This is a genomic window from Collinsella sp. Sow4_E3, assembly GCF_052116285.1.
Taxonomy (GTDB): domain Bacteria; phylum Actinomycetota; class Coriobacteriia; order Coriobacteriales; family Coriobacteriaceae; genus Collinsella.
Genome location: NZ_JBQKLJ010000001.1, coordinates 158,941 through 183,274, shown reverse-complemented (window position 1 = coordinate 183,274; position 24,334 = coordinate 158,941). Strand labels below are relative to the sequence as shown.

24 protein-coding genes are annotated in these 24,334 nt (G+C 58.0%); 3 read left to right on the top strand and 21 right to left on the bottom strand.

The genetic code is table 11. From position 1 onward, the window contains the following. Positions 1-156: 156 nt before the first annotated feature. From ACTQ48_RS00775 to ACTQ48_RS00765, 3 genes are all read right to left on the bottom strand, one after another. A complete protein-coding gene (locus tag ACTQ48_RS00775) occupies positions 157-5,388 on the bottom strand; it encodes an AAA domain-containing protein (RefSeq protein WP_441569876.1) in 5,232 nt (1,743 codons plus the stop codon). Positions 5,389-5,772: 384 nt separating this feature from the next. Then, complete coding sequence (locus ACTQ48_RS00770) at positions 5,773-6,507, bottom strand: exonuclease domain-containing protein (protein WP_441569875.1); 735 nt, start codon at positions 6,505-6,507, stop codon at positions 5,773-5,775. Between the two features lie 927 nt (positions 6,508-7,434). Next, positions 7,435-8,028: a solute carrier family 23 protein gene (locus ACTQ48_RS00765; RefSeq protein WP_229770606.1), complete on the bottom strand. Its 594-nt coding sequence runs from the start codon at positions 8,026-8,028 to the stop codon at positions 7,435-7,437. A 241-nt stretch (positions 8,029-8,269) separates the two neighbouring features. Here ACTQ48_RS00765 and ACTQ48_RS00760 point away from each other — a divergent pair, with 241 nt between their 5' ends. After that, the gene (locus ACTQ48_RS00760) at positions 8,270-8,926 is read left to right on the top strand and encodes a helix-turn-helix transcriptional regulator (RefSeq protein ID WP_441015054.1); all 657 of its coding nucleotides are present in this window, start codon (positions 8,270-8,272) and stop codon (positions 8,924-8,926) included. Positions 8,927-9,171: 245 nt separating this feature from the next. On the opposite strand, the gene ACTQ48_RS00755 is transcribed toward ACTQ48_RS00760, so the two are convergent. Continuing rightward, complete coding sequence (locus ACTQ48_RS00755) at positions 9,172-9,549, bottom strand: RidA family protein (RefSeq protein ID WP_154514683.1); 378 nt, start codon at positions 9,547-9,549, stop codon at positions 9,172-9,174. Between the two features lie 299 nt (positions 9,550-9,848). Here ACTQ48_RS00755 and ACTQ48_RS00750 point away from each other — a divergent pair, with 299 nt between their 5' ends. Both ACTQ48_RS00750 and ACTQ48_RS00745 read left to right on the top strand, forming a co-directional pair. Then, positions 9,849-12,344 (top strand): DUF3656 domain-containing U32 family peptidase, encoded by a 2,496-nt coding sequence (locus ACTQ48_RS00750; protein ID WP_441569874.1) that lies wholly within the window; start codon positions 9,849-9,851, stop codon positions 12,342-12,344. A gap of 15 nt (positions 12,345-12,359) precedes the next feature. Then, the gene (locus ACTQ48_RS00745) at positions 12,360-13,019 is read left to right on the top strand and encodes an RluA family pseudouridine synthase (protein WP_441569873.1); all 660 of its coding nucleotides are present in this window, start codon (positions 12,360-12,362) and stop codon (positions 13,017-13,019) included. Between the two features lie 444 nt (positions 13,020-13,463). On the opposite strand, the gene ACTQ48_RS00740 is transcribed toward ACTQ48_RS00745, so the two are convergent. From ACTQ48_RS00740 to rpsJ, 17 genes are all read right to left on the bottom strand, one after another. After that, complete coding sequence (locus ACTQ48_RS00740; protein WP_441044588.1) at positions 13,464-14,210, bottom strand: DeoR/GlpR family DNA-binding transcription regulator; 747 nt, start codon at positions 14,208-14,210, stop codon at positions 13,464-13,466. Positions 14,211-14,213: 3 nt separating this feature from the next. After that, entirely contained in the window at positions 14,214-15,293 is a 1,080-nt protein-coding gene (locus ACTQ48_RS00735; protein ID WP_441570001.1) for a Gfo/Idh/MocA family protein, read from the bottom strand. A 568-nt stretch (positions 15,294-15,861) separates the two neighbouring features. After that, complete coding sequence (gene rplX / locus ACTQ48_RS00730; protein WP_006235043.1) at positions 15,862-16,167, bottom strand: 50S ribosomal protein L24; 306 nt, start codon at positions 16,165-16,167, stop codon at positions 15,862-15,864. Between the two features lie 13 nt (positions 16,168-16,180). Next, the gene (gene rplN / locus ACTQ48_RS00725; RefSeq protein ID WP_117734331.1) at positions 16,181-16,549 is read right to left on the bottom strand and encodes a 50S ribosomal protein L14; all 369 of its coding nucleotides are present in this window, start codon (positions 16,547-16,549) and stop codon (positions 16,181-16,183) included. Positions 16,550-16,667: 118 nt separating this feature from the next. Continuing rightward, complete coding sequence (rpsQ, locus tag ACTQ48_RS00720; protein ID WP_006235040.1) at positions 16,668-16,928, bottom strand: 30S ribosomal protein S17; 261 nt, start codon at positions 16,926-16,928, stop codon at positions 16,668-16,670. 16 nt (positions 16,929-16,944) lie between these two features. Then, on the bottom strand, positions 16,945-17,160 hold the full coding sequence (gene rpmC, locus ACTQ48_RS00715) for a 50S ribosomal protein L29 (protein ID WP_006235039.1): 216 nt from the start codon (positions 17,158-17,160) through the stop codon (positions 16,945-16,947). Further along, positions 17,160-17,597 (bottom strand): 50S ribosomal protein L16, encoded by a 438-nt coding sequence (rplP, locus tag ACTQ48_RS00710; RefSeq protein WP_441569872.1) that lies wholly within the window; start codon positions 17,595-17,597, stop codon positions 17,160-17,162. Before rplP ends, rpmC begins: the two co-directional genes overlap by 1 nt. Further along, complete coding sequence (gene rpsC, locus ACTQ48_RS00705) at positions 17,597-18,307, bottom strand: 30S ribosomal protein S3 (RefSeq protein WP_154514689.1); 711 nt, start codon at positions 18,305-18,307, stop codon at positions 17,597-17,599. Before rpsC ends, rplP begins: the two co-directional genes overlap by 1 nt. Positions 18,308-18,313: 6 nt before the next feature. Beyond that, positions 18,314-18,685, bottom strand: a complete 372-nt coding sequence (gene rplV / locus ACTQ48_RS00700) for a 50S ribosomal protein L22 (protein WP_006235036.1) — start codon at positions 18,683-18,685, stop codon at positions 18,314-18,316. A 14-nt stretch (positions 18,686-18,699) separates the two neighbouring features. After that, positions 18,700-18,960 (bottom strand): 30S ribosomal protein S19, encoded by a 261-nt coding sequence (gene rpsS, locus ACTQ48_RS00695; protein ID WP_006235035.1) that lies wholly within the window; start codon positions 18,958-18,960, stop codon positions 18,700-18,702. Positions 18,961-18,992: 32 nt separating this feature from the next. Continuing rightward, complete coding sequence (gene rplB, locus ACTQ48_RS00690; protein WP_117583062.1) at positions 18,993-19,823, bottom strand: 50S ribosomal protein L2; 831 nt, start codon at positions 19,821-19,823, stop codon at positions 18,993-18,995. A gap of 179 nt (positions 19,824-20,002) precedes the next feature. Beyond that, positions 20,003-20,290, bottom strand: a complete 288-nt coding sequence (gene rplW / locus ACTQ48_RS00685) for a 50S ribosomal protein L23 (RefSeq protein ID WP_006235033.1) — start codon at positions 20,288-20,290, stop codon at positions 20,003-20,005. Next, on the bottom strand, positions 20,291-20,917 hold the full coding sequence (rplD, locus tag ACTQ48_RS00680; RefSeq protein WP_006235032.1) for a 50S ribosomal protein L4: 627 nt from the start codon (positions 20,915-20,917) through the stop codon (positions 20,291-20,293). It lies immediately after the preceding gene. A 46-nt stretch (positions 20,918-20,963) separates the two neighbouring features. Continuing rightward, positions 20,964-21,584, bottom strand: a complete 621-nt coding sequence (gene rplC / locus ACTQ48_RS00675; protein WP_089572481.1) for a 50S ribosomal protein L3 — start codon at positions 21,582-21,584, stop codon at positions 20,964-20,966. A gap of 458 nt (positions 21,585-22,042) precedes the next feature. Next, a complete protein-coding gene (locus tag ACTQ48_RS00670; RefSeq protein WP_427727116.1) occupies positions 22,043-22,663 on the bottom strand; it encodes a histidine phosphatase family protein in 621 nt (206 codons plus the stop codon). Positions 22,664-22,702: 39 nt separating this feature from the next. Then, a complete protein-coding gene (locus ACTQ48_RS00665; protein WP_441042034.1) occupies positions 22,703-23,857 on the bottom strand; it encodes a cation diffusion facilitator family transporter in 1,155 nt (384 codons plus the stop codon). A 140-nt stretch (positions 23,858-23,997) separates the two neighbouring features. Next, the gene (gene rpsJ, locus ACTQ48_RS00660; RefSeq protein WP_427717612.1) at positions 23,998-24,306 is read right to left on the bottom strand and encodes a 30S ribosomal protein S10; all 309 of its coding nucleotides are present in this window, start codon (positions 24,304-24,306) and stop codon (positions 23,998-24,000) included. Positions 24,307-24,334: the final 28 nt, after the last annotated feature.

Here is a 24,334-nt window from a genome sequence, read left to right as displayed (position 1 = left end):
TTGGTTCAGGACGCAGGGCCCTTTGCTAAAACTTTATCCATTGTCTCCCAACATAGAGGAGCGTCAGGACATTTTCGGCAAGCGGGTTATCTCTACGACCTCAATTATTTGTTGTGCAATTAATAGACACCGTTCATGTACTTCGTGAATGCTTCGTTATTTTGTGTACCACGCAGGTCGGGACGATGTCGACCTTGACCCTTGTTTGCTGTATTTGAACCTCACTTTATATTTTGCCTCGATGCCGAGGCGCTTTTCCTTAAACACCGGATCGTCAATGACCCATAGCGCACCGTGTTTGCTTCGCTTATCAATACAGGTAAGGCCCAGAGAGTTCAACTCAGCAAGCAAAGCATCCCCACAACTGTTTCCTTTATGCCATTTAAGTGCTTCTGATTGCAGCGTAAGCGCTTCTGATTGCAGCGCATGTGCAATGCTAGCCCGCTTACCCTTAGGGTACAAAATCCATCCGGAAAGACCAGTGTTCGCGCCGGTGTCCCCAAAGTTGTAAACGCAACTGTAATCAAACGAAGAACAGATGTCCTTTATTGACGCCCGCATTGATAAGTCGCCAGGCACCCAAAAGACGTCCGCCTGCTCGGTTTCATAGAACCGATGCCCTGCCCGTTCGAGTGCGAGCAGAAGCATCTCCTGTCGCGAATCCTCAGTTATTGTCTGTCCACGTTGTTCGTCCACCTGCTCGCACTGGCCGCTTGCGTCGTCATTCTCGATCACATCCGAGCAGCCAGCCGCAACAGCAAAGTCATCCGCCTTGGTATGCGCTTCCTTAGCGCCATCATCTTTCGATAGCATATCCGGCTCGCGCGGCGGCTCCTGTTCTTGAAGAGCGGCTGCGATGGCCGAATCTCGAGCAACCGTGGACTCGAGTGTGTTCTCGTCCACTTCGTCATCGAAATTGTCACGAACCGCCTCGAGCACTCGCTCGAGAAGTTCGCTGGTGTCACGGGCAACCGTGGGGAACTGCTGGCCTGGCTTAATGTCGTAAATAGCGAGTTCGGCTACAACTCGATCCATCGTTGCATCCCGATCGCTGTAGAACTCACTACCTCGAATACGGATGAAATCCCATCCCACACGTTCCAGAATCGTCTGTCGCTCCATGTCCGCGATAATTTGCCCCTCGGTTGAATGCCAACGATCGCCGTCGCATTCGATAGCAACGTTGTGATGGTCGCTTTGCACGACAATATCAATGCGGTAGCTTCCGACTTCCTTTTGCTGCTCATATTGATAACCGCGCTTGGAAAGCTCAGTGCACACCTGCAACTCAAAATCGGACTCGGCTTTTTCTTGCGCCTCCTCAATCTGAGTGTCAAACGTATGCGGGTCGAGCATGTACTCAATTAGCTGCCTACGCAGGTCGCCACTCTTTAAATCACGAACTGGATCAAGCGAATATACAAGCCACATCTGGTCTTTCGCGCGGCTCGCAGCAACGTTGTAACGCTTCTTGTATGCGTCATCCGAGCCCGTCCCCATAAAGCGCAAGGGAGTCTCGGATTCGTTGCTGTCAACCATGCTTAGAATCATGACATCGCGTTCATCGCCCTGGAAACCCGCAGCGTTGCCGCAAATAATCTCATGTTTTTCAAACTCAGCGGGATCCATCTCTTTAAGCAGTTCGTTTCGAATCAAGTCAGCCTGCTCTTCTCCCAGCAAGGACAAAACGCCAAATGTCTTGTTCTCATATTCTGGCTGCTCAAGACAGGCACGGATAATCGCAACTGCGGCTTTGGCCTCTTGCTGGTTAATCTTCGCCTTGCCCGAGCGCATGCCGCTTTTGACGCGAAAGGGAACCAACGCCGGCATCAATCCACCCGCATCGGCGTCTCTCAGCGCCTTGATTTTTCCACCGTACGATAGCCCATTGCTAAAGCCGATGATATCCGGCACGCACCTAAAGTGCTCGGTAAGCATGATGGGCGAAAAGCCCTGCTGGGCAATTTCGTAAAGCGAGTATCTTGCTCGATACAGATGGGCGTTGGGAATTCCCTTTCCCTCGATATATGAAGCAGCCAATCCTTCGGCAGTGGATTCCTTTGCACCGACAGAAAGAGGGCTTACCTGTTTGTCATCACCAACAACAATTACCTTTTTTGCAAGATATGTAATAGCCAGGGCGGTCATGTCGGCCTGGCTTGCCTCGTCGATGATTACGATATCAAACAGATTGTTGGCGGGGTCAAAAGAGTCAAGCGCTTGGCCAATCGGCATAATCCATGCCGGCACAGCCCGCTGACATTTCGCCATGAGAGCACGGGCCTTCGAGCGATGCCGCGATGCATTCTTGCCCGTTCCCTTGCCAATTCGCGCGACCGTCTGCTTCCAGCCGTTCAGCGCGACCTTGAGCTCTGTATTGCTCTCAAGGTCCTTGTGAATCTTGAGCCACGCCATCATGCCTGCCAATTTTGCCGTTATGTCACGATAGCGTTTGCCCAGCTCAGAAATTTCCTTCTGGGGATTGGAAGAGTTTGCACGATCGGCATACTCAACGATTGCCTGGCACTGCTTGTATTTCCATGCTCGTTCGATATCCCGCGGAACGCTCGTAGCCCCGTGAACGCCCTCGCGCTCACGAACGGCTTGTGCCCATCCCGGAGCAATTTGCGACAACTGATTCAGTTGCTCATGTCGGCGCTTAACTGCCGCCCTTATTTCGCACAGCCACTGTAGACGATTGTACTGATCGCGGTATGTTTGCACCAAGCCGAGTTCGGGGTCAACCGCTTCGCCGAAATCTCCAACAGGGCGAAGCTGCACAATGCAGTCACTCAATGCAGCGACGGTCTCACAGTGCTTGGCCGAAGCGTCTTCGATTCTCTTCAAAACGTCCTCTGCCCATGCCTTAATCGCCCTTATTTTTTTGAGTGCGACACATAACTTAAGGTAATCCGTGAGATCCGTTTCCAGTGCTTGCAAGGTTTTGGCCACGACCTCCTTTTCGGAAATCATGGAAGGGCAGTCAAAGAACGCTTCATGAGAGATACCGCTTGAGTCCAATGCGTCAAACAGCTTGTCAATGCACTCGGCTTTCCACGCAAGGGCCGCCTTAATACCCTCAACATATCGAAATGCCACGTGCTCGGGCTCACTGCTATCCAACTCTGCAAAGCAGCTCACGCCAACGGTTCCCATAAGCGCATCCCATTGAATGGCGCAAGCGTGTCGCTTGTCCATAAGCTCTATGTAATCCAGGATGGCATCGCAGTCCTCGGGCGAAGCCGCCTGTGCCCCGTTGACCGCCACACCATCGGGCAAGCTCTTGACCGAAGAAAGCAGCTTTCGCAGGCCCGTTTTAGCTAGGTACTCTTTGTACCCGCTTACAAGCGCGCGCAGTTGTTGATAATCGCTGTTGTCACCAAGCGCAACCTGCCTCGGAAACCACTTGCTTCGATATGACGAAGCCTGCTGTTCAAGCAACTGAACCTCATCGCAGAGACGATGCCAGATCGTTTTCTCGCCCTCGCCCCTCAAGGATCTCGCAGCGACCTCTCGCTGCCACTCCTCGCTCAGAGCTCCGTGCATTACAAGGTTCTTCACCGTGCCGAATGCTTCGGACTCATTGTCCAAAACGGGGAGAACAGCCGATCCGACCTCCACCGCTCCCCCATCGTCGCATAGCTCCCAACCGTGGCGACGAATCAGCTCGTCCGCCAAAGAACTGGCTTGGTTGTATTTCTCAAACTCCTGTGCATAGACGTCTGGCTTGGGGAGCAAAGCCATCCAGTCGACATCCTGTAGACAGATTGCCTCTGCCTCATCTTCTGCAGAGGCAATGCCGTTGCTTTGGTAAAGTTCCTCGACAATCGAAATATCAAGCTGCGCCAACAGCTTCACCTGGCCGGGAATAATGTCGCCCAGCTCTTCCTTATTCTTTGCAACAAATTGTGCGGCATCATGCGGAGTGAGGGTTTCATTCCCCAGATCAAACTGTTTGTTCTCGGCCTCTCGTTCAACAAAGGCGGATTTGCGCGCCTTTGCAAGATCAACCAGTATCTCTTCTCGCTGACAAGATAGTTCCTGCACGGATTTATTCAGTTCACTTATCGAATGCTCGCCGAGATGGTTGACAATCGCTTCTACCGAATCACGAGCGTCCTTACCGTTAGATGCCAGCGAAGACACACAAAGGCTTCTGAGCTCAGGAGGCATCTTGTCGGCAAGAACCGTCAAAGCCTTTGAGGTATAGCTCGTTACAAGCACCCTTTTGCCTTGTGCCAAAAAGCTGCCCATCAGGTTTGCAATCGTATGGGTTTTACCGGTACCCGGAGGGCCCTGAACGAGAACGGCGTCATCTTGCTCGATTCGCTTGGCAATCTCTAACTGCGCACGGTTGGCAGGTTTCGCCAATAGAATCTCGTCGTCTTCTCCGTTTGCCTCCGCCAAGCGCCGAGAAACCGTAGACCCGTCCGATAACTCCTCAAGGACCGGGGTGGTTTCATCGTGCGTAAACTCGCCAAGAAGGCCGTTTAAGAACGCAGGGACGCGCTGAGTCTCATCAATCGTTTTTACAATTCTGCCGATAGCGCCCGCGGTTCCATCAGGACGCTGCCTAAAGATTAAATAGAAACCGGGTCGAACGTCTATATCGGCTTCTTGGTCTCGCGCAGCATCAGCGCGGTCAAAATAACGAGACTTGGGCGATAGCTGATTCACGAGCAGTTTGGCTTCACGGGCAATTGCATCACGATCAAGCGGATGCACTTCTTCCTCGTCGAGTCTCTGTTCCGCCTCGCTAATCTTGCTCATCGTCAGATTCTGAGACTGAGACAGCAGGTCCTTTTGAATCAACGTGTCGGAATCGACGTCTTCAACGGAAATGATTCCCTTTTCCGCATCGAGCTGAATCCTCATGTTCCGCGTAAAGACTGGGTGATCCACCCTCTTGTCTTCGGAAAGCCGAACGTTCATCGATGCGGCAACAACCTCGAGTTTATCGGGGTCGCTCTTGAGTTTTTCTTTCATTTTAAACAGGCGCTCATACACCCCAGAGGCTTCTGTCGCCTTAGTTTGGTATGTGACCCATTTGTCTCGCTCGCCGCCCCATTCCTCAAGCAGTTGAGCTCTAGCGGGATCGGACATAAATAGATCTTGAGGCGCTTCTTCATTTGCCTCCGCAAGCTCCTCGGGTGGAAACTTAAACCCTATCTGGTTCTTATAGCTTTCCCATCCGCTTGCAATCCACGGCGCGATCTCATCCGGAGGCTGCGGGCACGTTTTGAACTCCGGTTTAGCGACACTCAAAATCGGACCATCGTTATTAGCGGAATCGCGAAATCGCACCTCGATCCATCCGTTATCTGTTGGCAAGCTCTCCAAATCAATGCAGTCCGAAGCGTAATCGCTTACGTTGCGAACGATCTTCATCCTAATCTTGGAGAACTCTTCCAAGTATCCAAAAAGGGCCTCTGCCTTATCTACAACCGATAAGTTATTAAGATCAGAACCCATTTGACACCATCCGCGCAGTCATCTATCTCGGCCAGCACAATATGTTACTAGCTTACACGGAAAACCTGGCGATATTGGCATTAAATCGACAAGCGTGCGTTTGCATGCCTAGTTATCAGTAGGGCCCTCTAACTCAACGGAATGCATCGCACGCATATGAATCGCTACAATCTCATATCAATATAAAATGAGCCCCGGTGACTTGAATCAGAGGTCATTCCCGGGGCCATTGACTTATAGCTTTTTCGCATGAGGACAATTTATCAAATGGGCTTCGGTTGCGAGGACCGACAACGCCCCCTACCTCCCCTCCGCCTTCAGCTTCAGCAGCAGGTCGCCCAGCTCGGGGCACTTGCTGGAGAGGCGCGTCTGGGCTCGCTCGCCCATCCCCCACCGTTGGCGGACTTCCTGGGCGCGCGGGCTCACGTGGTAGTCCCCGTCCATCACCTGCTTGAGCAGCTTGGCGGTCACGCGCGCATCGGCAAGGGCGCTGTGGGCGTGGCCCGTCGACTCGTCGAACTCAATGCCAAACCACATCGCCGCGTCACCCAACGAAACGCGCCCGTGGCTGCCCACGTCCATGATCGATGTGTAGAACGCCTGCAGGTCGGCCCAGTCCGTAGGAAATGCGGAAAGGTCGATGTGCTTTGCCTGGCACTCGGCCAAAAGCTGTCGACGGTCCGTCTCGCTCCAGCAAACCACCTGGGCGGAGTAGCGACCGATCCAATCGCTGAGCCTTTTGATCACCATGTAGAGCGGATCGGCCATCGCGGTGTCCACAGCCGATATCCCTGTGAGCTCGCGGACGGGAAACGCAACGCCTTCGGTAAATTCCGTCTGCACAAACTGCGAGAACTCGCCCATAACGTTGCCGTGGTAATCGAGCTTGACGGCGCCGACCTCGATAATCTCGTTGCGCAGTCCACGGCGCTGGCGCTGCTTTGGCACCGGCGCAAACTCAAAGTCCAGCACGATCTGGCGCGCAAAGTTCGTCGTATCGATAGCCGAGATACCCGACGTCTTTTCAGCTGACACGGTTATGGCCTTTCTCCGTTGCCTGCCGCTTGCTACATAGGCGGCTACATTGCCGTAAGGATAGGCGCCCGTGCGGACATGGAAGCGGGGCGCAATGCCACGCGCGCCAGGCACACGCCATGCAGGCGGCCCCAAGGGAGTCGCCCGCTCTATTCAAATGCATGAAAAAGATTGAGGCCCGGTGACTTGAATCAGAGGTCATCCCGGGCCCATCAGAGCCCGTAGAGCTCTTGGTTGCTTTGGTCTCGCTCTTCACGGCGCTTATCGAACTTTCCGAGGCACTCAAGCAGCATTCGAAGCATAACAAGTCGCTGCCATTAAGGCACTGACCTCTTGACCAAGCAACGGCGCTGCCCAGCTATCACCCTTGGGCTGCCGTCAACTTTATTCTATCCGCGGGCGCTTGGTTTAACAAATGGATTTTCGGCAACGAGGCCTCGGCGCCCGTTCCTGCGTTCGCTCAACTCGTCGCTCTACTCCAGCCACCACTCAACATCCACGGAGCACTCAACCGCAAATGCTAAAGACCGCGCGATCGGGCAAAGACCCGTCACCAACAACACAGGACGGTCCCTCAGCTTCCTTTACGTTATAGCTAGCTATAACGTAATTCGACAATCGCTCACGCAGAAGGGGCGGCACGCCACCGCACGTGGACCGTTCCGGAAGCTCCGGGGCAAATCCACCCTGCGAGCGCTTGTCGGACTTTCCGAGGCACTCAAGCAGCGTCCGAAGCATAAAAAGAGGGGTCGACGCCGTTAAGGCATCGACCCCTTAATCTAAACAACGGCGCTGCCCAGTTCTTCACCACTTGGGCTGCCGTCAGCCTTATTTTACCCACGGGACAAACCCTTTGAAGTGCGGCTTGGCGCCGCATGACGTCGGCGGACGAGGCGATACGTCCGCCGACGAATAGCACCGAATTGGTTACTTCTTGCTCTCGGGCAAGACCAGATCAACGGCAGCGTCCTTGGCAGCATCGATGTGCTGAGCCACGACCGGCGTCTGCGGAAGGATCAGGTTGAGCACGATGGCCATGATGGCGGTGGGGGTTACGGCATTGGAGCCGATGACGGTGGACACCCAGGTGGGCATGCCCTCGCCGGCAAGGCAACCGCTGGCCATCCAGATACCCAGGCCAAAGACGACGGAGGTACCGACGATGGTGGTGGTGCGCTGCGTAAGGCCCTCGCGGGTGAACATGCGCACGCCGTTCATGGTGATGGTGCCAAAGACGCCGACGGTCGCGCCGCCGATGACGGGCTGCGGGATGGCGGAGAGCACGGCAGAGAGCTGCGGGAACAGGCCGGCGATGGCAAAGACGGACGCGATGATCACAAAGACCCACTTGTTGACGACCTTGTTGGAGCAGATGATGCCCACGTTCTGGCCAAGGGCGCTGGTGGGAAGACCGCCCAGCAGGCCGCCGCCGATGCGGCGGAAGGGAGCGAAGGCCTGAAGGGCCGTGTCGATTGCCGAAAGAATGAGCGCCACCTGAATGATGTCGGTGCTCTTTCTCATTCTCAATAATAATTTTTTGTTATCAGACTATTTTTCAGCTGAGACAACGCATTTCCGCAGGTCAGGAAAGTGTCTGGTCAAAATAACATCTAACTTTTCTTTTGGTCGACCGCTTACCGCCAAAATCCTACCGTTCGTCTGTATTACGCAATGTACCTGCGAATATACGAGTCAATAGACACCGTGTTACCATAAGAAAAAATTGTTATGAAACTTCCGATTTCATCCAAAGGAGTTGCCCGTGAACGAGACTGTACGTCGCTTTTTGCCGATGGTCGATTTCCTGGAGCAGATACTCGGCAAAAACAGCGAAATCGTGCTGCACGATTTCTCGGATCCCGACCACGCCATCGTCGATATCCGCAACGGCATCGTGAGCGGCCGCAAGGTCGGCGGTCCCGCCACCGATCTGGCACTCAAGATCATGCACGACCCCAAGTATCGCGACCTGCCGTTTATTACGGGCTACGAGGGGCGCGGTGCCGGTGGCAAGACGTTGGAATCCGCAACGTACTTTATTCGCGAGGATAACGAGATCGTCGGCATGCTCTGCGTCAACACCGATCTTTCCACGGTACGCTCCATCAACGCCATGGCTCAGCAGCTCATGGCCTGCTTCGACGCTGTGCCAAGGCAGGCGGAGCCCGCGTCTATCGAGGTCGAAATACTTTCGGAGTCTACACAGGAGCTCATCGACCGCAGCATTTCCGAGTTGCTCGAAAGCCGCGGCCAGGATGTCGCCTCGCTTGGGCAGGCCGATCGCGTGGACGTTATTCGCCACCTTAACGGCAACGGCGTATTTATGCTCAAGGGCGCTGTTGCCTGCGCTGCCACCTCGCTAGGCATCTCGGAGCCCAGCGTCTACCGCTACCTGCAAAAAGTCCGCAAGGAAGGCTAACGAGCAAAATGGAGCGCGGGCAGTCTTTTTGGGACGGGGCTATTTTAGCTACCCTCCCTCTGCCCACGATTTCGATGAGCCGCAAGTAAAATCAATCCTGCATATAGGGGTAGCTAAAATGGCCCCGTCCCAAAAAGACTGCCCTTGGTGGCTCCGCAAGCGATCCGTCACGTGACAAAAGAACCCTGCAGCTCACACGCGCTGCAGGGTCTTTTTGCATGTCATGTTTAGTTGTTGCCAACGCCTTAGAGAGCGGCGACGACCTCGATCTCGACCAGACCGCCAGCCGGAAGAGCGGCAACCTGGAAAGCGCTGCGCGCGGGGAACGGGGCCTCAAACTTGGAGGCATAAATCTCGTTCACGGCGGCAAAGTCGGCGATGTCAGCCAGGTAGACCGTGGTCTTGACGACATCGGCAAACGTAGCGCCGGCAGCGGTCAGCAGGGCTTCGACGTTGGCGAGGGACTGCTTGGCCTGGGCCTCGATGCCCTCGGGCAGCTTGCCGGTCGCGGGATCGATGCCCAGCTGGCCGGACAGGAACACCATGTTGCCGGACTGGATACCGGGAGAATACGGGCCGATGGCTGCGGGCGCGTTATCGGAAGACACGACGGTCTTGCTCATGTTTTTCTCCTTACGATCAAATAGAGAGCGTGAGCGCGGCGTTCGCACCGGGAGGCACAGTTCGGTCTGAACACCGCGCTTGATTGGGATAGTAGGGGATGATTACGCCCGCTGCAAGATAATTATCAGAATGCGAGAATATTTTATCGCCCAACGGTTTCCCCGAACCGCTGAACGGTTCTCCACGGGGTCAGCCAGCCCAGGCTACTGAAGACTTTGTCCTGCTTAGGCTGCGGGCATCGCCCATCGCGACGGCGCCACTATACTTTTGTGTATCTGAGCATTTTGAAAGGCAGGATATGACCGCAACCGCCAGCCGAACCACCAACCGCAGGCCCGAGCTCTTGGCTCCCGCCGGAGGCCCGGAGCCCTTTGCCGCCGCGCTCGCCGCCGGGGCAGACGCCATCTACTGCGGCATGGGCAGCTTCAACGCCCGCCGCAAGGCAACCAACTTTACCGATGAGGCCTTTGAGCAGGCCTGCCGTGCTGCACACCTGGCCGGGTCGCGCGTCTACGTCACGGTCAACATCGTCATCAAGCAGTCCGAGATGAGCGATGCGCTGCAGCTCATCCATCGCTGCTCCACGCTGGGCGCCGACGCCTTCATTATCCAGGACTGGGGCCTGTTCTTTGAGGTCAAGCGCACCATGCCCGGCATCGAGACCCATATCTCGACCCAGGCGAACATCCACGATGACCGTGGAACCATCTGGTGCCGCGAGCAGGGCGCCGACCGCGTGACCCTCTCGCGCGAGCTTTCCATCGACGAGATCGCCGCCATCCACGACGCCGCGCCCGACGTTGACCTGGAGGTCTTTAGCCACGGCGCCATCTGCTTTTGCTACTCGGGCCTGTGCCTGCTCTCGAGCTTTGCCATGGCGGGCCGCTCGGCCAACCGCGGCATGTGCGCTCAGCCCTGCCGTCTGCCCTACGAGCTGATCGACGAGAACGGCCGCACGCTCTCCCCCGCCGGTCGCGAGCGCGCGCTATGCCCGCGCGACACCAACACTTCACAGCTTGTTCGCCGCCTGTATGACGCCGGCGCCGCATCGCTCAAGCTCGAGGGCCGCATGAAGGCGCCCGATTACGTGTACTCCATCGTCGATGTGTATCGTCATCAGATCGATGACATGCTGGCCGAGGCCGTCGTAGATAAGGACGAGGACGCCGCTCGCCAGCGCCAACTCAAGCGCTGCTTTAACCGCGACTTTACGCACGCCTATCAGGACGGCACCTCGGGCGACGAGATGATGAGCTACGAGCGCTCCAACAACCGCGGCCAGATCGTGGGCACGGTGCTGGGCAGCCGTCTGGCCAACCGCGACGTGCGCGGGCTCAAACCCGACGACCGTCGTCGCCGCGCCGCCATCGCCCGCATTGAGCTGTTTGAGCCCGTGGGCAAGGGCGACCTGTTGGAGCTTCGTCACGACGACGAGTTCGACCAATTCCTGACTACCATCGCCGCCGATGATGCCGCCGTCGGCGACATCATCGAGTGCCGCGTGCCCCGCAGCATGCCCGAGGGCTGCCGCGTGCGTGTGATTCGCAGCCAGCGCGCCATTGACGCTGCCGGCGCTGCGCTCAAGCGCGATGTGCTACGCCGCCGCGCCGTAGACGTGTCCGTCGCGGCGCGCCTGGGCGAGGCGTTTACCGTCACGCTCACCTGCTGCGACGACCCCACGCTCACCACCACCGCCACCGGCTTTACCGTCGAGGCCGCCAAGACCCGCGCGGTTGAGGCGTCCGATCTGGTGGAGCATGTGGGCCGCATGGGCTCCTCGCCCTTTGAGGCCGCGAGCTTTGACGTGGCGCTCGATGAGGGCTGTGGCATGGGCTTCTCCGCTGTGCACAAGGTGCGCGCCGCCGCTTGCAAGGCGCTCGAGGAGGCCATTCTGGCGCCTTACGAGGAGCGCGCGAAAACGCTCGAGCTGCCGGCGATTGTCACCAGTGATTCCCGCCCCGCGCCCGAGCACTACCGCGATGAGCCTCAGATCTGCGCCACCGTCACCTCGCTCGAGGCCGCCGAGGCAGCGCGCGCGGAGGGAGCCGCGCGCATCTACATGACCACCGACGCGCTCGATGCGGCCGAGCTCTCCCCCGCCGATGCGTTTGAGCAGGGTATTGTTCCCGTGCTCGATGAGGTCTGCCGCGCCGTCGACCACGCGCGCGTCGACCCGTGGGTCGTTGCCGGTGCCACGGTCGCTATTGGCAACATCTCTGAGCTTGCCCTGGCCGCCCAGGTTGGTGCCACGGCCGAGATTCGCTCTTGCCTGCCCGTGCACAACACGCCTTGCATGGAGGCACTTGCCGAGCGCGGAGCCGGGGCGTTTTGGCTCTCGCCCGAGATCACGCTCGACGAGATTATCTCGCTTGGTACCTCCGCGCCCGCGGCCCTGGGCATCACCGTTTTCGGCCGCCCGCGCGTTATGACGAGCGAGCACTGTATCCTGCAGGTGGCCAATGGCTGCATCCACGATTGCGCCCACTGCCGCCTGCGCGCCCGCAAGCTGTCGCTCAAGAATATCGACGGCAAGGTCATGCCGGTGCGTACCGACATCCACGGCCGCTCGCGCCTGTACGACGCCTACCCCATCGACCTCACACCGCAGGTTCCACAGCTGCTCGACGCCGGCGTGCGCCGTCTCATGGTCGACGGGACCCTGCTCGAGGCCGATGAGATTGGCCGCGCCGTCGCACGCGTCCGTCGCGCCGTCGAGGCCGCGCAGGCCGGCCGTAAGCCCGCCGCCCGCCTGCGCGGCGCCACTTCGGGCTGCATGTTTGTGGGAATTAGCTAACCGAAAGGCTTACACGTGAACGAAGAACCTCAAGTCCTCTACTGCGACGCCTGGCTCATGGCCATCGATAAGCCCGCCGGCATGATCGTCCACGGCGACGGCACCGGCGAGCGCACGCTTACCGACTATGCCAGCGACCTTTTGCTGGCGATGGGCGACGGCTTTGCCGCGACCGACATGCAGCCGCTCAACCGCTTGGACCGCGACACCACCGGCGTGGTGTTGTTCTCGCTCGACAAGCAAACGCAGCCCGCCTTTGACCAGATGGTCATCGACCACGCCTTCGAAAAGCACTATCTGGCGCTCGCCGAGGGCAAGATCGACTGGAACGAAAAGCTCATCGACAAGCCCATCGCCCGCGATCGCCACGATAGCCGCAAGATGCGCGTCGGCGCCAGCGGCAAGCCGTCGCAGACACGCGTCAAGGTGCTCAAGCGCCTTAAGAGCCGCCGAGGCCTGCCCGCCCGTTCGTATATCGATGTTGAGCTGCTCACCGGCCGCAAACACCAGATCCGCGTGCACCTGGCAAGCGAGCATCATCCCCTGGTTGGCGACGACCTGTACGGAACGCCGCGCCCCTGTGGCCTCATGCTCCACGCCCACAGCGTATCCTTTACCCATCCCGTAACCGGCGAGCACATCCACATCGAAGCCTCCTGCCCCTGGGAGCCCTAAAACCTGCCAAAAAGGGACAGGTTTATTTTGGCAGGTTTTATCTGGGCAAACGTCAAGCCGCCACGATGGCTCAGCCGCGGCGCCAAAACGTCTCGATCTGTAACAGTTAGAACCCATTTTCCGGTCTATCTGTTACAGATCGAGACATTCAAATCCCCCTCAAGGGAAAATCTCGATCTGTAACAGCAACTCGGCAAAATCGGTCCCAGATGTTACAGATTAAGACAAAGGGATGGTGCGGTTCGGAAGTATCTCAATCTGTAACATCTAGCCCACTTTTAACGGTCCAGTTGTTACAGACTTAGACAAACCGGCGGACAACGAAAGCGGCAACGCCTGTGATGAACGTTGCCGCTTTTCTATTGAGAAAACTACTCGGTTTTCGTTACGAACCACCACAATGGGGACAGGCACCTTTGTGATGGTTTTGGCTTTGTCCCGTTGCTAGACCGTGATGACGTTGTCCATTGCCCGGTACTTGGCGGGCACCTCGCCCGCGGTAATAATCGTTGCGTCGCGAAAGTCCGCGAACTTGACGGGCGCCACCATGCCAAATTTACTGGCGTCCGAGATTACAAAGCGCTTGGCCGTATGGCGCATCGAGATGCGCTTAATCTGCGCCTCCTCGATATCGGGCGCCGTGAAGCCCTGCTCGGCGGCAATGCCGTTAGAACCCCAAAAGCCACAGTTGAAGTTGTAGCGGTCTATGGTTGCCAAGGCATCGGGGCCAACGAGTGCTTCGGTCTCGGGCTTGAGCTCGCCGCCCAGCACCACGGTACGCATGCCGCGCAAAGCGAGGTGCTGAGCATGGAGCACGGAATCGGTCACATAGGTGACATCTTCAAGGTGTGGAAGATGCTCGATGAGCTTGAGCGTCGTCGAGCCCGAGTCGATGTATACAAAGCTCTCGGGCTCCACCAGCGCCGCGGCGCGGGCGCAGATACGCTCCTTATCGTCGTTATGGAGGTCGCTGCGCTCATTGAGCGTTAGGTCGCGCGTCACGTGCGCGCGCTCAAGACTCGTCGCTCCGCCGTGGACCTTGGCGATGCGGTGTGCTCGATCGAGCGTCTGCAGGTCGCGCCGAATGGTAGACGCCGTCACGCCCAGGGTATCGGCAAGCTCTTGCACAGTAACCGAGCCAGCCTGCTGGACCATCGACACGATCGCGTTGAGCCTATCCTCCGCAAGCATCGCTTACTCCTCCTCGGGGTACACGACTCCCCAGTCGGCGCGGAGCTTGGTCATAAGCTCCATAACATCAGAAGCATAATCCAGAAGCGCGCGCTTCGAATCATCACCGGCAACGGCCTTCTCCAGGTCGGCCATCTCGTAGCACAGAGCGTATGCCTCGGTGCCGGTGTGGATCTCCTCACGGTGCCCGTCCGCAGTCCACACGATGGTCGCGTGATCGGCGCGGGGATACTCGTTGACCTCGATATAGCACTTATCGAAGCTGATGACCGAGCGCTTGGGCTGCTTGGAGTGAAGTGTAAGGCTCACCACGCCCAGCTGCTGCTGGGCATTACGGCAGACGATGCCGCCCGCAACGTCAACGCCGGTCTCACAGGTGTTGCCGAGCGAAACGACCTCAACAGGCTGGCTTGCCATAAAGAGGCGCATGACGGACAGGGCATACACGCCAATATCGAGCATGGCACCGCCAGCAAGGTTGCGATTGTAGAAACGGTTGGTCAGGTCGCCGTATTCCTTGTAGCTGCCAAAGTTGAGCTGAGCGAGGTTCATGCGGCCAAACTCGCCGGCATCCATGCGGCGACGCAGCTCCCGATACAAGGGCATGTGGAGCACCGTGGTGGCGTCCATAAGGACCACGTTATGCTCGTCGGCAATGGCACGCGCTTCGTCGAGCTCGGCGGAGTTGAGGGTGATGGCCTTCTCGCAAAGCACGTGCTTGCCAGCTGCCAGAGCGGCGCGCAGGTAGGTGATATGCGTGTTATGCGGCGTGGTGATATAAACGGCGTCGATGTCGGGATCGGCGTAGAGGTCCTCAACCGTCTCGTACACCTTCACGACGCCATACTGCTCGGCAAAAGCCTGGGCCTTGGAAAGCGTACGGTTGGCGACGCCCGCAAGCTTGCGACCGGCAAGGGCGAGAGACTGGGCCATCTGGTTGGCGATAACGCCGCATCCGATCACGGCCCAACGAAGCTCGGGAGCCGTAAAGATGTCGTTAGGGAACGGCTGATCTTGGACCGAGGCAAACGCCGCCTTAGCGGCGGCTTCGGCGTCGAGCGGAGCCTGTTTGGAATCTGTCATCATGTGCCTCCTGAGTTATCGGAAGTTCTTCATTTCCAACAGCCTTATATTCGCACAAATTTGCGCGCATTTGCTTGTATTTGCGTGTTTATTTGTTTATCGGTTATAATTAAACCATAACTAGCAGATATTTGCGCGGCTATGCGCATTATCGCGCAAGACTCTGTGCGTAAATACGCATGCATCGATCGTTATGATGCAGAAAAAGGCGGGACACCAAAACCCCTAAAGAAAAGCAGGCTGTCTTACTCTGCCCCCTAGGGGCATCAGACATCAAAAGACCATCCCTAACTGCCGACACATAGGGACTGTCCCAGGCTGCCGAAACCTGGGGGCGTTTCCCGTACGACGCTTTCGTGGCAAGACTGTCCCCATCAACCAGCCGTTAAAGAACGTCCCCAACGACCAGTCATTTATGTCTGTCCCCAATGAGGAGTAGCCACTCATTTATGTCTGTCCCCAATGAGTGGCCACTCATTTAAGTCTGTCCCCAATGAGTAGGGATAGAAAAAGGCCCGGGTGCCGTGGCATCCGGGCCTTTGCTAGCAACTTAGATGTTGCGGGCAGCTTAGAACTTGTGGCCGCACTTCTTGCAGACGCGCAGCTTGTTCTTGCCATCCTTCTCGTGACCGACGCGGGTAACCTTACCGCACTCGGGGCAAACGAGATTGACGTTGGAGGCATCGATGGGAGCCTCCTGCGAAACGATGCCGCCCTGCTGGTTGGCAGCGTTGGGCTTGACGGCCTTCTTGACGACCGAAACGCCCTCGACAACGACCTTGTTCTCGGCGGGGAGAGCACGCAGGACAACGCCCTGCTTGCCACGATCCTTACCAGAGAGAACCTGGACCTTATCGCCCTTCTTGATATACATATATCTCCCCTAACTACAGGGTCTCGGGAGCGAGCGAGACGATCTTCATGTACTTCTTGTCACGAAGCTCGCGAGCGACGGGCCCGAAGATACGGGTGCCGACGGGCGAACCATCGTTGTTGATGACAACGCAGGCGTTATCATCAAAGCGAATGTAGGAGCCATCCTTGCGGCGGATCTCCTTAACGGTGCGAACGACGACGCAACGGACAACGTCCTTCTTCTTGACGTTGGCGCCAGGGGTAGCCTCCTGGACAGCACCGATGAACACATCGCCGATGCCTGCATAACGACGCTTGGAACCGCCAAGCACCTTGATGCAGCGAATCTTGCGAGCGCCGGAGTTGTCGGCGACGTTCAGCATGGTTTGCATCTGAATCATGGTAGATGTTCCTCCGAACTAAGAACCGAAGAGAGGTGCGCAGCCTTTATGCGGCCCATGGTATGCAAGCCAGGCATACGCACATCTTCGGAAACGTACAAGTCGTAAGAGCGACTGCTTATTTAGCGCGCTCGACGACCTCGATGAGGCGCCAACGCTTCATCTTGGACATAGGACGGGTCTCCATAACGCGGACGGTATCGCCCACGCCAGCCGTGCACTCCTCGTCGTGAGCGTGCAGCTTCTTGGAGCTGGTCATCATCTTGCCGTACTTGGGGTGACGCTTGCGCTCGGTGATGGTGACAACGATGGTCTTGGCACCGGAGACGGAGGTAACGACACCCGTACGGACCTTACGCGAGTTACGCGAATCAGTCATATTCTCTCCTTAGGTCCTACTCGGCGACAGCGGACTTCTCCGCTGCGATCTCGCGGGCGCGCTGCTCCGTGAGGACGCGAGCGATGTCCTTCTTCACGGTGTTGACGCGAGCGGTGTTGTCCAGCTGGCTGGTGGCCATCTGGAAACGAAGGTTAAAGAGCTCGGCGCGCATTTCCTTCAGCTTCTCAACGAGCTGGGCGTCCGAGAGCTCACGAATCTCTGCGGGCTTCATTAGTTCTCCTCCTCGGCCGTCTCTGTAGCGGCAGGCTTAGCGACGATCTTGGTCTTGATGGGGAGCTTGTGCTGCGCCAGACGCAGAGCCTCGCGAGCGACCTCCTCGGGCACGCCCTTGACCTCGAACATGATGCGGCCGGGCTTGACGACGGCCACCCACTCCTCGGGGTTACCCTTACCAGAACCCATGCGAGTCTCGGCAGGCTTCTTAGTGATGGGCTTATCGGGGAAGATCGTGATGTAGACACGACCGCCACGCTTCATGTAGCGGGTCATGGCAATACGAGCGGCCTCGATCTGACGGTTGGTGATCCAATGGGCCTCGAGAGCCTGGATACCAAAATCGCCGAAATGCAGCTCGGTATTACCCTTGGCCTGGCCCTTCATGGAGCCACGCTGCACCTTGCGGTGAAGAATACGCTTAGGGGCAAGCACTACTGACCCCTCCTCTCGGAGTTACGACGACGAGGACGGGAAGAGCCCTCGAGTGCAGGGTTGGGAACAGGCTGGCCCGGGAGCTTCTCGCCCAGGTAGATCCAGACCTTCACGCCGCAGGCACCCATGGTGGTGCTGGCGACAGCCGTGCCGTAGTCGATCTTGGCACGGAGGGTGTGCAGAGGCACGCGACCCTCACGGTACCACTCACGACGGCCCATCTCGGCACCGCCGAGACGACCGGAGCACTGGATACGGATGCCCTTAGCGCCGGCCTTGCGGGCGGACTGGACAGCCTTGCGCATAGCGCGACGGAAGGCAACGCGGCCCTCGAGCTGCTCAGCGATGGACTGAGCAACGAGGTTGGCGTCGAGCTCGGGGCGCTTGATCTCGACAACGTCGACGGAGAGCTGGCCCTTGGAGACGCCAGCGACCTTCTCGAGCTCGGTGCGGAGGGTATCGATCTCGGCACCCTTCTTACCGATGACAACGCCGGGGCGAGCGGTGAAGATGATGACCTTCACCTTGTCGCCAGCGCGCTCGATCTCGACGCGGGAGACAGCTGCGCGGGAGAGACGCTTCTCGAGGTACTTGCGGATCTCGAGATCGTTACCGAGGGTCTTAGCGTAATCCTTCTCTGCGAACCAGCGGGAGCGCCAGTTCTCGGTGATGCCAAGACGGAAGCCGGTGGGGTAGACTTTCTGACCCATACAGCTTTACGCCTCCTTTCGAGGAGCAACGACGACGGTGATGTGGGAAGTACGCTTCAGAATGCGGGAAGCGGAACCCTTGGCGCGGGGACGGATGCGCTTAAGCGTCGGACCCTCGTCAACATAGGCAGCAGCGACAACCAGGTTGTCGGCACGCAGACCGTTGTTGTTCTCGGCGTTCGCAACGGCGGAACGGAGAACCTTCTCGACATCCACGGCGACGGCGCGGTCGCAGAAGTGGAGGATGTCGAAGGCCTGAGCGACAGGCTTGCGGCGGATCAGATCGACCACCAGGCGGGCCTTGCTGGGGGAAACACGCACGTACTTAGCGACGGCGCGAACCTCGGTGGCCTCAGTTTCAATAGACTTAGTTGCCATTTACGGTTAACCCCCTATTTGGCCTTGTGGCCACGGAACGTACGAGTCGGCGCGAACTCGCCGAGCTTGTGACCAACCATGGACTCGGTAACATACACGGGCACATGCTTGCGGCCGTCGTGGACGGCGATGGTGTGACCAACCATCTCGGGGAAGATGGTGGACGCGCGGGACCAGGTCTTCACGACGTCCTTCTTGCCAGCCTCGTTCATCGCGGTGATACGCGAGAGAAGGCGAGTCTCCACGAACGGGCCCTTTTTGAGACTTCTGCTCATAAGTGCTTTCTCCTAAAACTCGGTATCCGAAATTACTTCTTACGGCGACGAATGATGTGCTGGTTCGAGACCTTCTTCTTCTTGCGCGTACGAAGGCCCTTCGTCGGCTTACCCCAGGGGGTAACAGAGGGACGACCAGAGGTGTGGTTCTTGCCCTCGCCACCGCCGTGCGGGTGGTCGACAGGGTTCATAACGGTACCGCGGACGGTCGGGCGCACGTTCATGTGACGCTTACGGCCGGCCTTGCCGATGACGATGTTGGCGTGATCGGCGTTGCCGACCTCACCGACGGTGGCGCGGCAGGTAACGAGGATGCGGCGCATCTCGGAGGAAGGCATACGGACGATGGCGTACTTGCCCTCCTTACCCATCAGCTGGCAGGAGTTACCGGCGGAACGGGCGATAGCGGCGCCCTTGCCCGGCTGGAACTCGACGGCGTGGATGAGCGTACCGACAGGGATGTCGGCGAGGGGCAGAGCGTTGCCCGGCTTGATGTCGGCGTCAGAACCGGACATGACGGTCTGACCGACCTCGAGGCCCTTGGGGGCCAGGATGTAGCGCTTCTCACCGTCAGCATAGTGCAGCAGAGCGATGCGAGCGGAACGGTTCGGATCGTACTCGATCGTGGCAACCTTGGCGGGCACGCCGTCCTTGTTGCGCTTGAAGTCGATCACGCGGTAACGACGCTTCACGCCGCCGCCCTGGTGGCGGGTGGTGATGCGGCCGTTGTTGTTACGACCGGCCTTCTTGGGCAGGGGCTCGAGAAGAGACTTCTCGGGCTTGGTGCAGGTGATCTCGGAGAAGTCGGAGATCGTCTGCCAACGCCTACCAGCGGAGGTCGGCTTAAGGTGCTTTACAGCCATTACAATCCCTTTCAATAGGTATCCGTTAGCCATCGCAGACAGGGATTCGAGGTTCTGCCTCGGGTGCGATGACACCGGACGTATACACGGTTCCGGGCGTGTCCATTTTATACGCCCAAAACCTTGAGCTCTCGCCTCCCCTATTTGGGAGGCATGAGCTCACTCAACAGCAGCGAGTCTTAGGCCTGGTTGCCAAAGACCTCGATGGTGTCGCCCTCGGCCAGCGTAACGATGGCCTTCTTCCAAGAACGGGTCTTGCCGGCGACATAGCGCACGCGCTTGGTCTTGGGCTTGACCGTCAGGGTGTTCACGCGAACGACCTTGACGCCGAAGATCTCCTCGACAGCGTCCTTGATCTGATACTTGTTAGCATCCTTGGCGACCTCGAACGTGTACTTGTTCTGCTCCATGCCGGAGAAGGAACGCTCGGACACGATCGGACGGATGATGATCTCGTGGGCGGTCATTTATGCAAGCACCTCCCCGAAGTGAGCGGCGATGTCGGCGGGCATCAGCACAGCGTTGTTGTTGACGAGATCATAGGTGTTGGCCTCGTCGGCAGTGATGATGAACGTCTTGGGAATGTTGCGGAACGACAGGTAGGCGTTGACGTCCTCATCGCGAACGATGATGGTCAGACGCTTGCCCTCAAGGCCAAGAGCCTTGAGCATGGCAACGGCAGCCTTGGTGGAAGGCTTCTCGAAGCCGTAGTCGTCGACGAGCACGAGCTCGCCATCGGCCAGCTTGGCGGACAGCGCAGAGCGCATAGCCAGCTTGACCTCCTTGTTGTTCATGCGCTTAGCGTAGGAACGGGGCTTGGGGGCGAAGACAACGCCACCGTGACGCCACTGGGCAGCACGGATGGAACCCTGGCGGGCACGACCGGTGCCCTTCTGACGCCAAGGCTTCTTACCGCCACCGGAAACCTCAGAGCGGCCCTTAGCGGACTGGGTGCCCTGACGCCAAGAGGCCATCTGGCACTTGACGATGTGGTGCATAACGTGGATGTTCGGCTCGATGCCGTACACCTCAGCGGCGAGCTCGGCCTCGGCGACCTTCTTGCCCTCGCTGTTCTTTACTTCAAACTTTGCCATTTAAGTGTTCTCCTTGGTATGACGCTGGGCTAAATGGGCTGGGCCCTTAGGCCATACGGATGGCGACGAGACCATTCTTGGCACCCGGGACAGCGCCCTTGACCAAGATGAGGTTCTGCTCGGCATCGATGCGGACAACGGAAAGGTTCTTGACGGTAACGCGCTCGTTACCCATGTGGCCGGCCATCTTGACGCCCTTGAGGACGCGCGCAGGATAGGCGCACTGACCGATAGAACCGGGGTGACGCTGGAAGTGAGAACCATGCGTCATAGGACCGCGGCGCTGACCCCAGCGCTTGATGCGACCCTGGAAGCCCTTACCCTTGGAGGTACCGATGACGTCGACCTTCTCGACATCAGCGAAATCAGCGACGGTGACGACCTCGCCGACCTTGTGCTCCTCGCCGTTCTCGACGCGGACCTCACGAAGGAAGCGGACAGGCTCGACGCCGGCCTTGGCGAAGTGACCAGCCATGGGCTTGTTCACGTTCTTGGCCTTGATGTCGCCGAAACCGATCTGGACGGCGTCATAGCCGTCGGTTGCCTGAGTTTTAACCTGCGAGACAGCGCAGGGGCCAGCCTGGATGACCGTGACGGGAACGACGTTGTCGTTCTCGTCCCAAACCTGGGTCATGCCAATCTTGCGGCCGAGAATCATGCTGATCAAGATATGATCCCAACTCTCGCGTGGTCTTGGGACAATGCGTACACCACCGAGCGTACGCCCCTAGAGGACCACTACTTACACAACGTGCTCCCCAGCCTTGTATTGCGTCCGAACTACCTGACAACCCTATTAAGCAGGCATTTTGTCCAGCCAGAATACTCCCCTGGTTTCACACAGCTGTTTAGTATACACGGCTGCGGGCGTATCCATCGAGATTCATATTTCACTCACATTGTTTACGCAGGTAAAGTGCGTGGCACGTTCCCAGTGTGCGGCGGAGGGGGCGGGCCTGAGACATATTAAGGTTGCTGCTCTACAGTCCTGCTCACGACGGAGAGCACATTAAGTGCTCTCCTGTTCGTGCGGAACTCGCGACAACCTTAATATGTCTCAGGCCCGCCCCCTCCGCCGCACACTGGGAACGACACGTTGATGTCTGCTTAACTCTGCTCGCTCAGCTAATGACTTTGTTGGGGATCCACAATTTGCTGCAAGGTGAACTTGCATTGGGGCGTATCGTCCTCTTCTCGCGCATCGTCGAAATCGAAGATCATAATGGCGCAGTTGGGGAGTTTTGCTGGGAGCTCGAAGCCCTCTGGAGCTGCAGCCTTGATGAATTGGCGGCTGGCGCTGCCGTGGCTTACTGCTAGGAGGGTTTCGATGCCCTCGGCGCCCATGAGATTGGTGAGGGTGTCTACCATGCGTTCTTGCAGCGCGCGGCTTCCTTCTCCTCCAAAGGGGACCAAATCCTCGCCCGGATCCCAAACGTCGGTAGGCAATGCGTCGTGCGGGCCTTCCTCGAAGGTCCCATAGCCGCGCTCGATGATTCCTTCGCAGGGCTCGACAGTAGCATCCGGACCGAGGATCTCGCATGCGACGAGACTTGCCGTGTCCATGGCTCGGCCTAAAGGCGATGAGACCACTTTGTCGGGGACGACGCCGTGGGCTTTGAGCCATTCGGCTGCCGCTTGGGCCTGTTGACGGCCCAAATCGGTAAGCGGTGAATCACAGCGACCCTGGACGAGCTTTTTGACGTTGAATTCCGTCTGGCCGTGGCGGAGCAGATACAGCCTCTTCATATTCTCCCCTTCTGTATAACGTGCTTTGCCGGCGCAGACCTACTCGTGGGTATGCCCTACGTAGTCATCGTCGATCGTAATCTTGGCAATCGACTTGGGATATTCCGATTCGACCCTCTGGGCCAACGCGTGCTTGAGCTCATCGGACCCCATGCCCAAATCCGAGGGACGCACGCAGTCAAAGATCACGTTGGTGTGCGTAGGACCCGGCACGCAGCGCAGGTCATGAATCGAAAGGCGGCTATCGATCTGTTGGGCCATGGCGTGAATGCGCAAGCGCATGCTCGCCACCTTGGGGTCATCGGTCACGATGGGATCGTAGTGAAGCGTGACAATCATGTCGTCTTCGTCCCTAAATGCCTGTTCAATGTTATCGAGCGTGTCGTGACTTTCCAGCGGGCTAGCCTCGGCCGCCATCTCGGCGTGAGCGCTTGCGAACTTCCTGCCCGGGCCGTAGTCGTGAACCATTAGGTCATGAACGCCCAAAACGCCAGGGTAGCTCATGATCTTGCCGCGAATATGTTCGACCAGCTTGGGATCGGGCGCCTGACCCAAAAGCGGGCTCACCGTATCCTGGATGAGCTCAAAACCGCTCCAGCCAATATAGGCGCCAACGGCAAGGCCGACCCAAGCATCAAGATTGATATGCGTCACCTGCGAAACAATTGCGCACGCTAACACGGCGCCTGTAGCAAGGACATCGTTCTTGGAATCCTGCGCGGTCGCATGCAGCGTCTCAGACTCAATACGGTCACCGAGCTTTTGGTTGAGGGCCGCCATCCACAGTTTAACAACCATCGAAAGCGCCAAGACTGCCACCAGGGCAAGCGAGAACTCGACGGGTTCGGGGTGGACGATACGCTCAAACGAGGACTTCACCAGTTCGAGGCCGATGAGCAGCACGAGCGCCGCCACGACCAGACCCGAGAGATACTCGTAGCGGCCATGGCCGTAAGGGTGCTCGGGGTCTGCCGGCTTGCCCGCCAGCTTAAAGCCAAGCACGCTCACGATGTTTGAGCTGGCGTCAGACAGGTTGTTCATGGCGTCCGCCACAATCGAAACCGATCCCGACAGCACGCCAATTGCACCCTTCGCAGCGCATAGTGCCACATTGGCGAGAATGCACACCACGCCCGCCAACGTGCCCACGCGCGCACGGTCGCCCTGCGCACGACGAACGATCCACTCGACCATCTATATCTGCCCCCAACAGTTTTACTCATACACTCGTTTGTCGAATAGCTCAGTAGTGTAGACCCTTTACCCCATCGATACAAAAAAGGCCGCAACCCTTAGGGCTGCGGCCTTACAAATCGCACTATCGAGCAAAAAGCTTAGAGCTTGATGTCGATGTCGACGCCAGCGGGGAGGTCGAGACGCATAAGCGAATCAACGGTGCCCGAGGTGGGGTCGAGGATGTCGATGAGGCGCTTGTGGGTGCGCATCTCGAACTGCTCACGGGAGTCCTTGTCCTTGTGCGGCGAGCGGATAACCGTGTACAGGTTGCGCTCGGTGGGCAGGGGGACAGGACCGGAAACGCGAGCGCCGGTCTTCTGAGCGGTCTCGACAATGAGCTTCGCGGACTGATCGACGACCTCGTGATCATAGCCCTTGAGGCGAATGCGGATCTTCTGGGTAGCCAACTTAAACCTCCAAAGAGTGCGAGAGATG

Excerpts from the sequence above, each read along its gene's own strand:
- ACTQ48_RS00750 (WP_441569874.1), top strand. The coding sequence starts at position 9,849 with ATGACCGCAACCGCCAGCCGAACCACCAACCGCAGGCCCGAGCTCTTG.
- rplD (WP_006235032.1), bottom strand. The coding sequence starts at position 20,917 with ATGGCAAAGTTTGAAGTAAAGAACAGCGAGGGCAAGAAGGTCGCCGAG.
- ACTQ48_RS00670 (WP_427727116.1), bottom strand. The coding sequence starts at position 22,663 with ATGAAGAGGCTGTATCTGCTCCGCCACGGCCAGACGGAATTCAACGTC.
- ACTQ48_RS00665 (WP_441042034.1), bottom strand. The coding sequence starts at position 23,857 with ATGGTCGAGTGGATCGTTCGTCGTGCGCAGGGCGACCGTGCGCGCGTG.
- rplV (WP_006235036.1), bottom strand. The coding sequence starts at position 18,685 with ATGGCAACTAAGTCTATTGAAACTGAGGCCACCGAGGTTCGCGCCGTC.
- rpsQ (WP_006235040.1), bottom strand. The coding sequence starts at position 16,928 with ATGACTGATTCGCGTAACTCGCGTAAGGTCCGTACGGGTGTCGTTACC.
- rplN (WP_117734331.1), bottom strand. The coding sequence starts at position 16,549 with ATGATTCAGATGCAAACCATGCTGAACGTCGCCGACAACTCCGGCGCT.
- ACTQ48_RS00775 (WP_441569876.1), bottom strand. The coding sequence starts at position 5,388 with ATGAAGATCGTTCGCAACGTAAGCGATTACGCTTCGGACTGCATTGAT.
- ACTQ48_RS00755 (WP_154514683.1), bottom strand. The coding sequence starts at position 9,549 with ATGAGCAAGACCGTCGTGTCTTCCGATAACGCGCCCGCAGCCATCGGC.
- rpsC (WP_154514689.1), bottom strand. The coding sequence starts at position 18,307 with ATGGGTCAGAAAGTCTACCCCACCGGCTTCCGTCTTGGCATCACCGAG.
- ACTQ48_RS00735 (WP_441570001.1), bottom strand. The coding sequence starts at position 15,293 with ATGACAGATTCCAAACAGGCTCCGCTCGACGCCGAAGCCGCCGCTAAG.
- rpmC (WP_006235039.1), bottom strand. The coding sequence starts at position 17,160 with ATGAAGCCCGCAGAGATTCGTGAGCTCTCGGACGCCCAGCTCGTTGAG.
- rplW (WP_006235033.1), bottom strand. The coding sequence starts at position 20,290 with ATGACCGCCCACGAGATCATCATCCGTCCGATCGTGTCCGAGCGTTCC.
- ACTQ48_RS00765 (WP_229770606.1), bottom strand. The coding sequence starts at position 8,028 with ATGAGAAAGAGCACCGACATCATTCAGGTGGCGCTCATTCTTTCGGCA.
- rplB (WP_117583062.1), bottom strand. The coding sequence starts at position 19,823 with ATGGCTGTAAAGCACCTTAAGCCGACCTCCGCTGGTAGGCGTTGGCAG.
- rpsS (WP_006235035.1), bottom strand. The coding sequence starts at position 18,960 with ATGAGCAGAAGTCTCAAAAAGGGCCCGTTCGTGGAGACTCGCCTTCTC.
- rplX (WP_006235043.1), bottom strand. The coding sequence starts at position 16,167 with ATGTATATCAAGAAGGGCGATAAGGTCCAGGTTCTCTCTGGTAAGGAT.
- ACTQ48_RS00740 (WP_441044588.1), bottom strand. The coding sequence starts at position 14,210 with ATGCTTGCGGAGGATAGGCTCAACGCGATCGTGTCGATGGTCCAGCAG.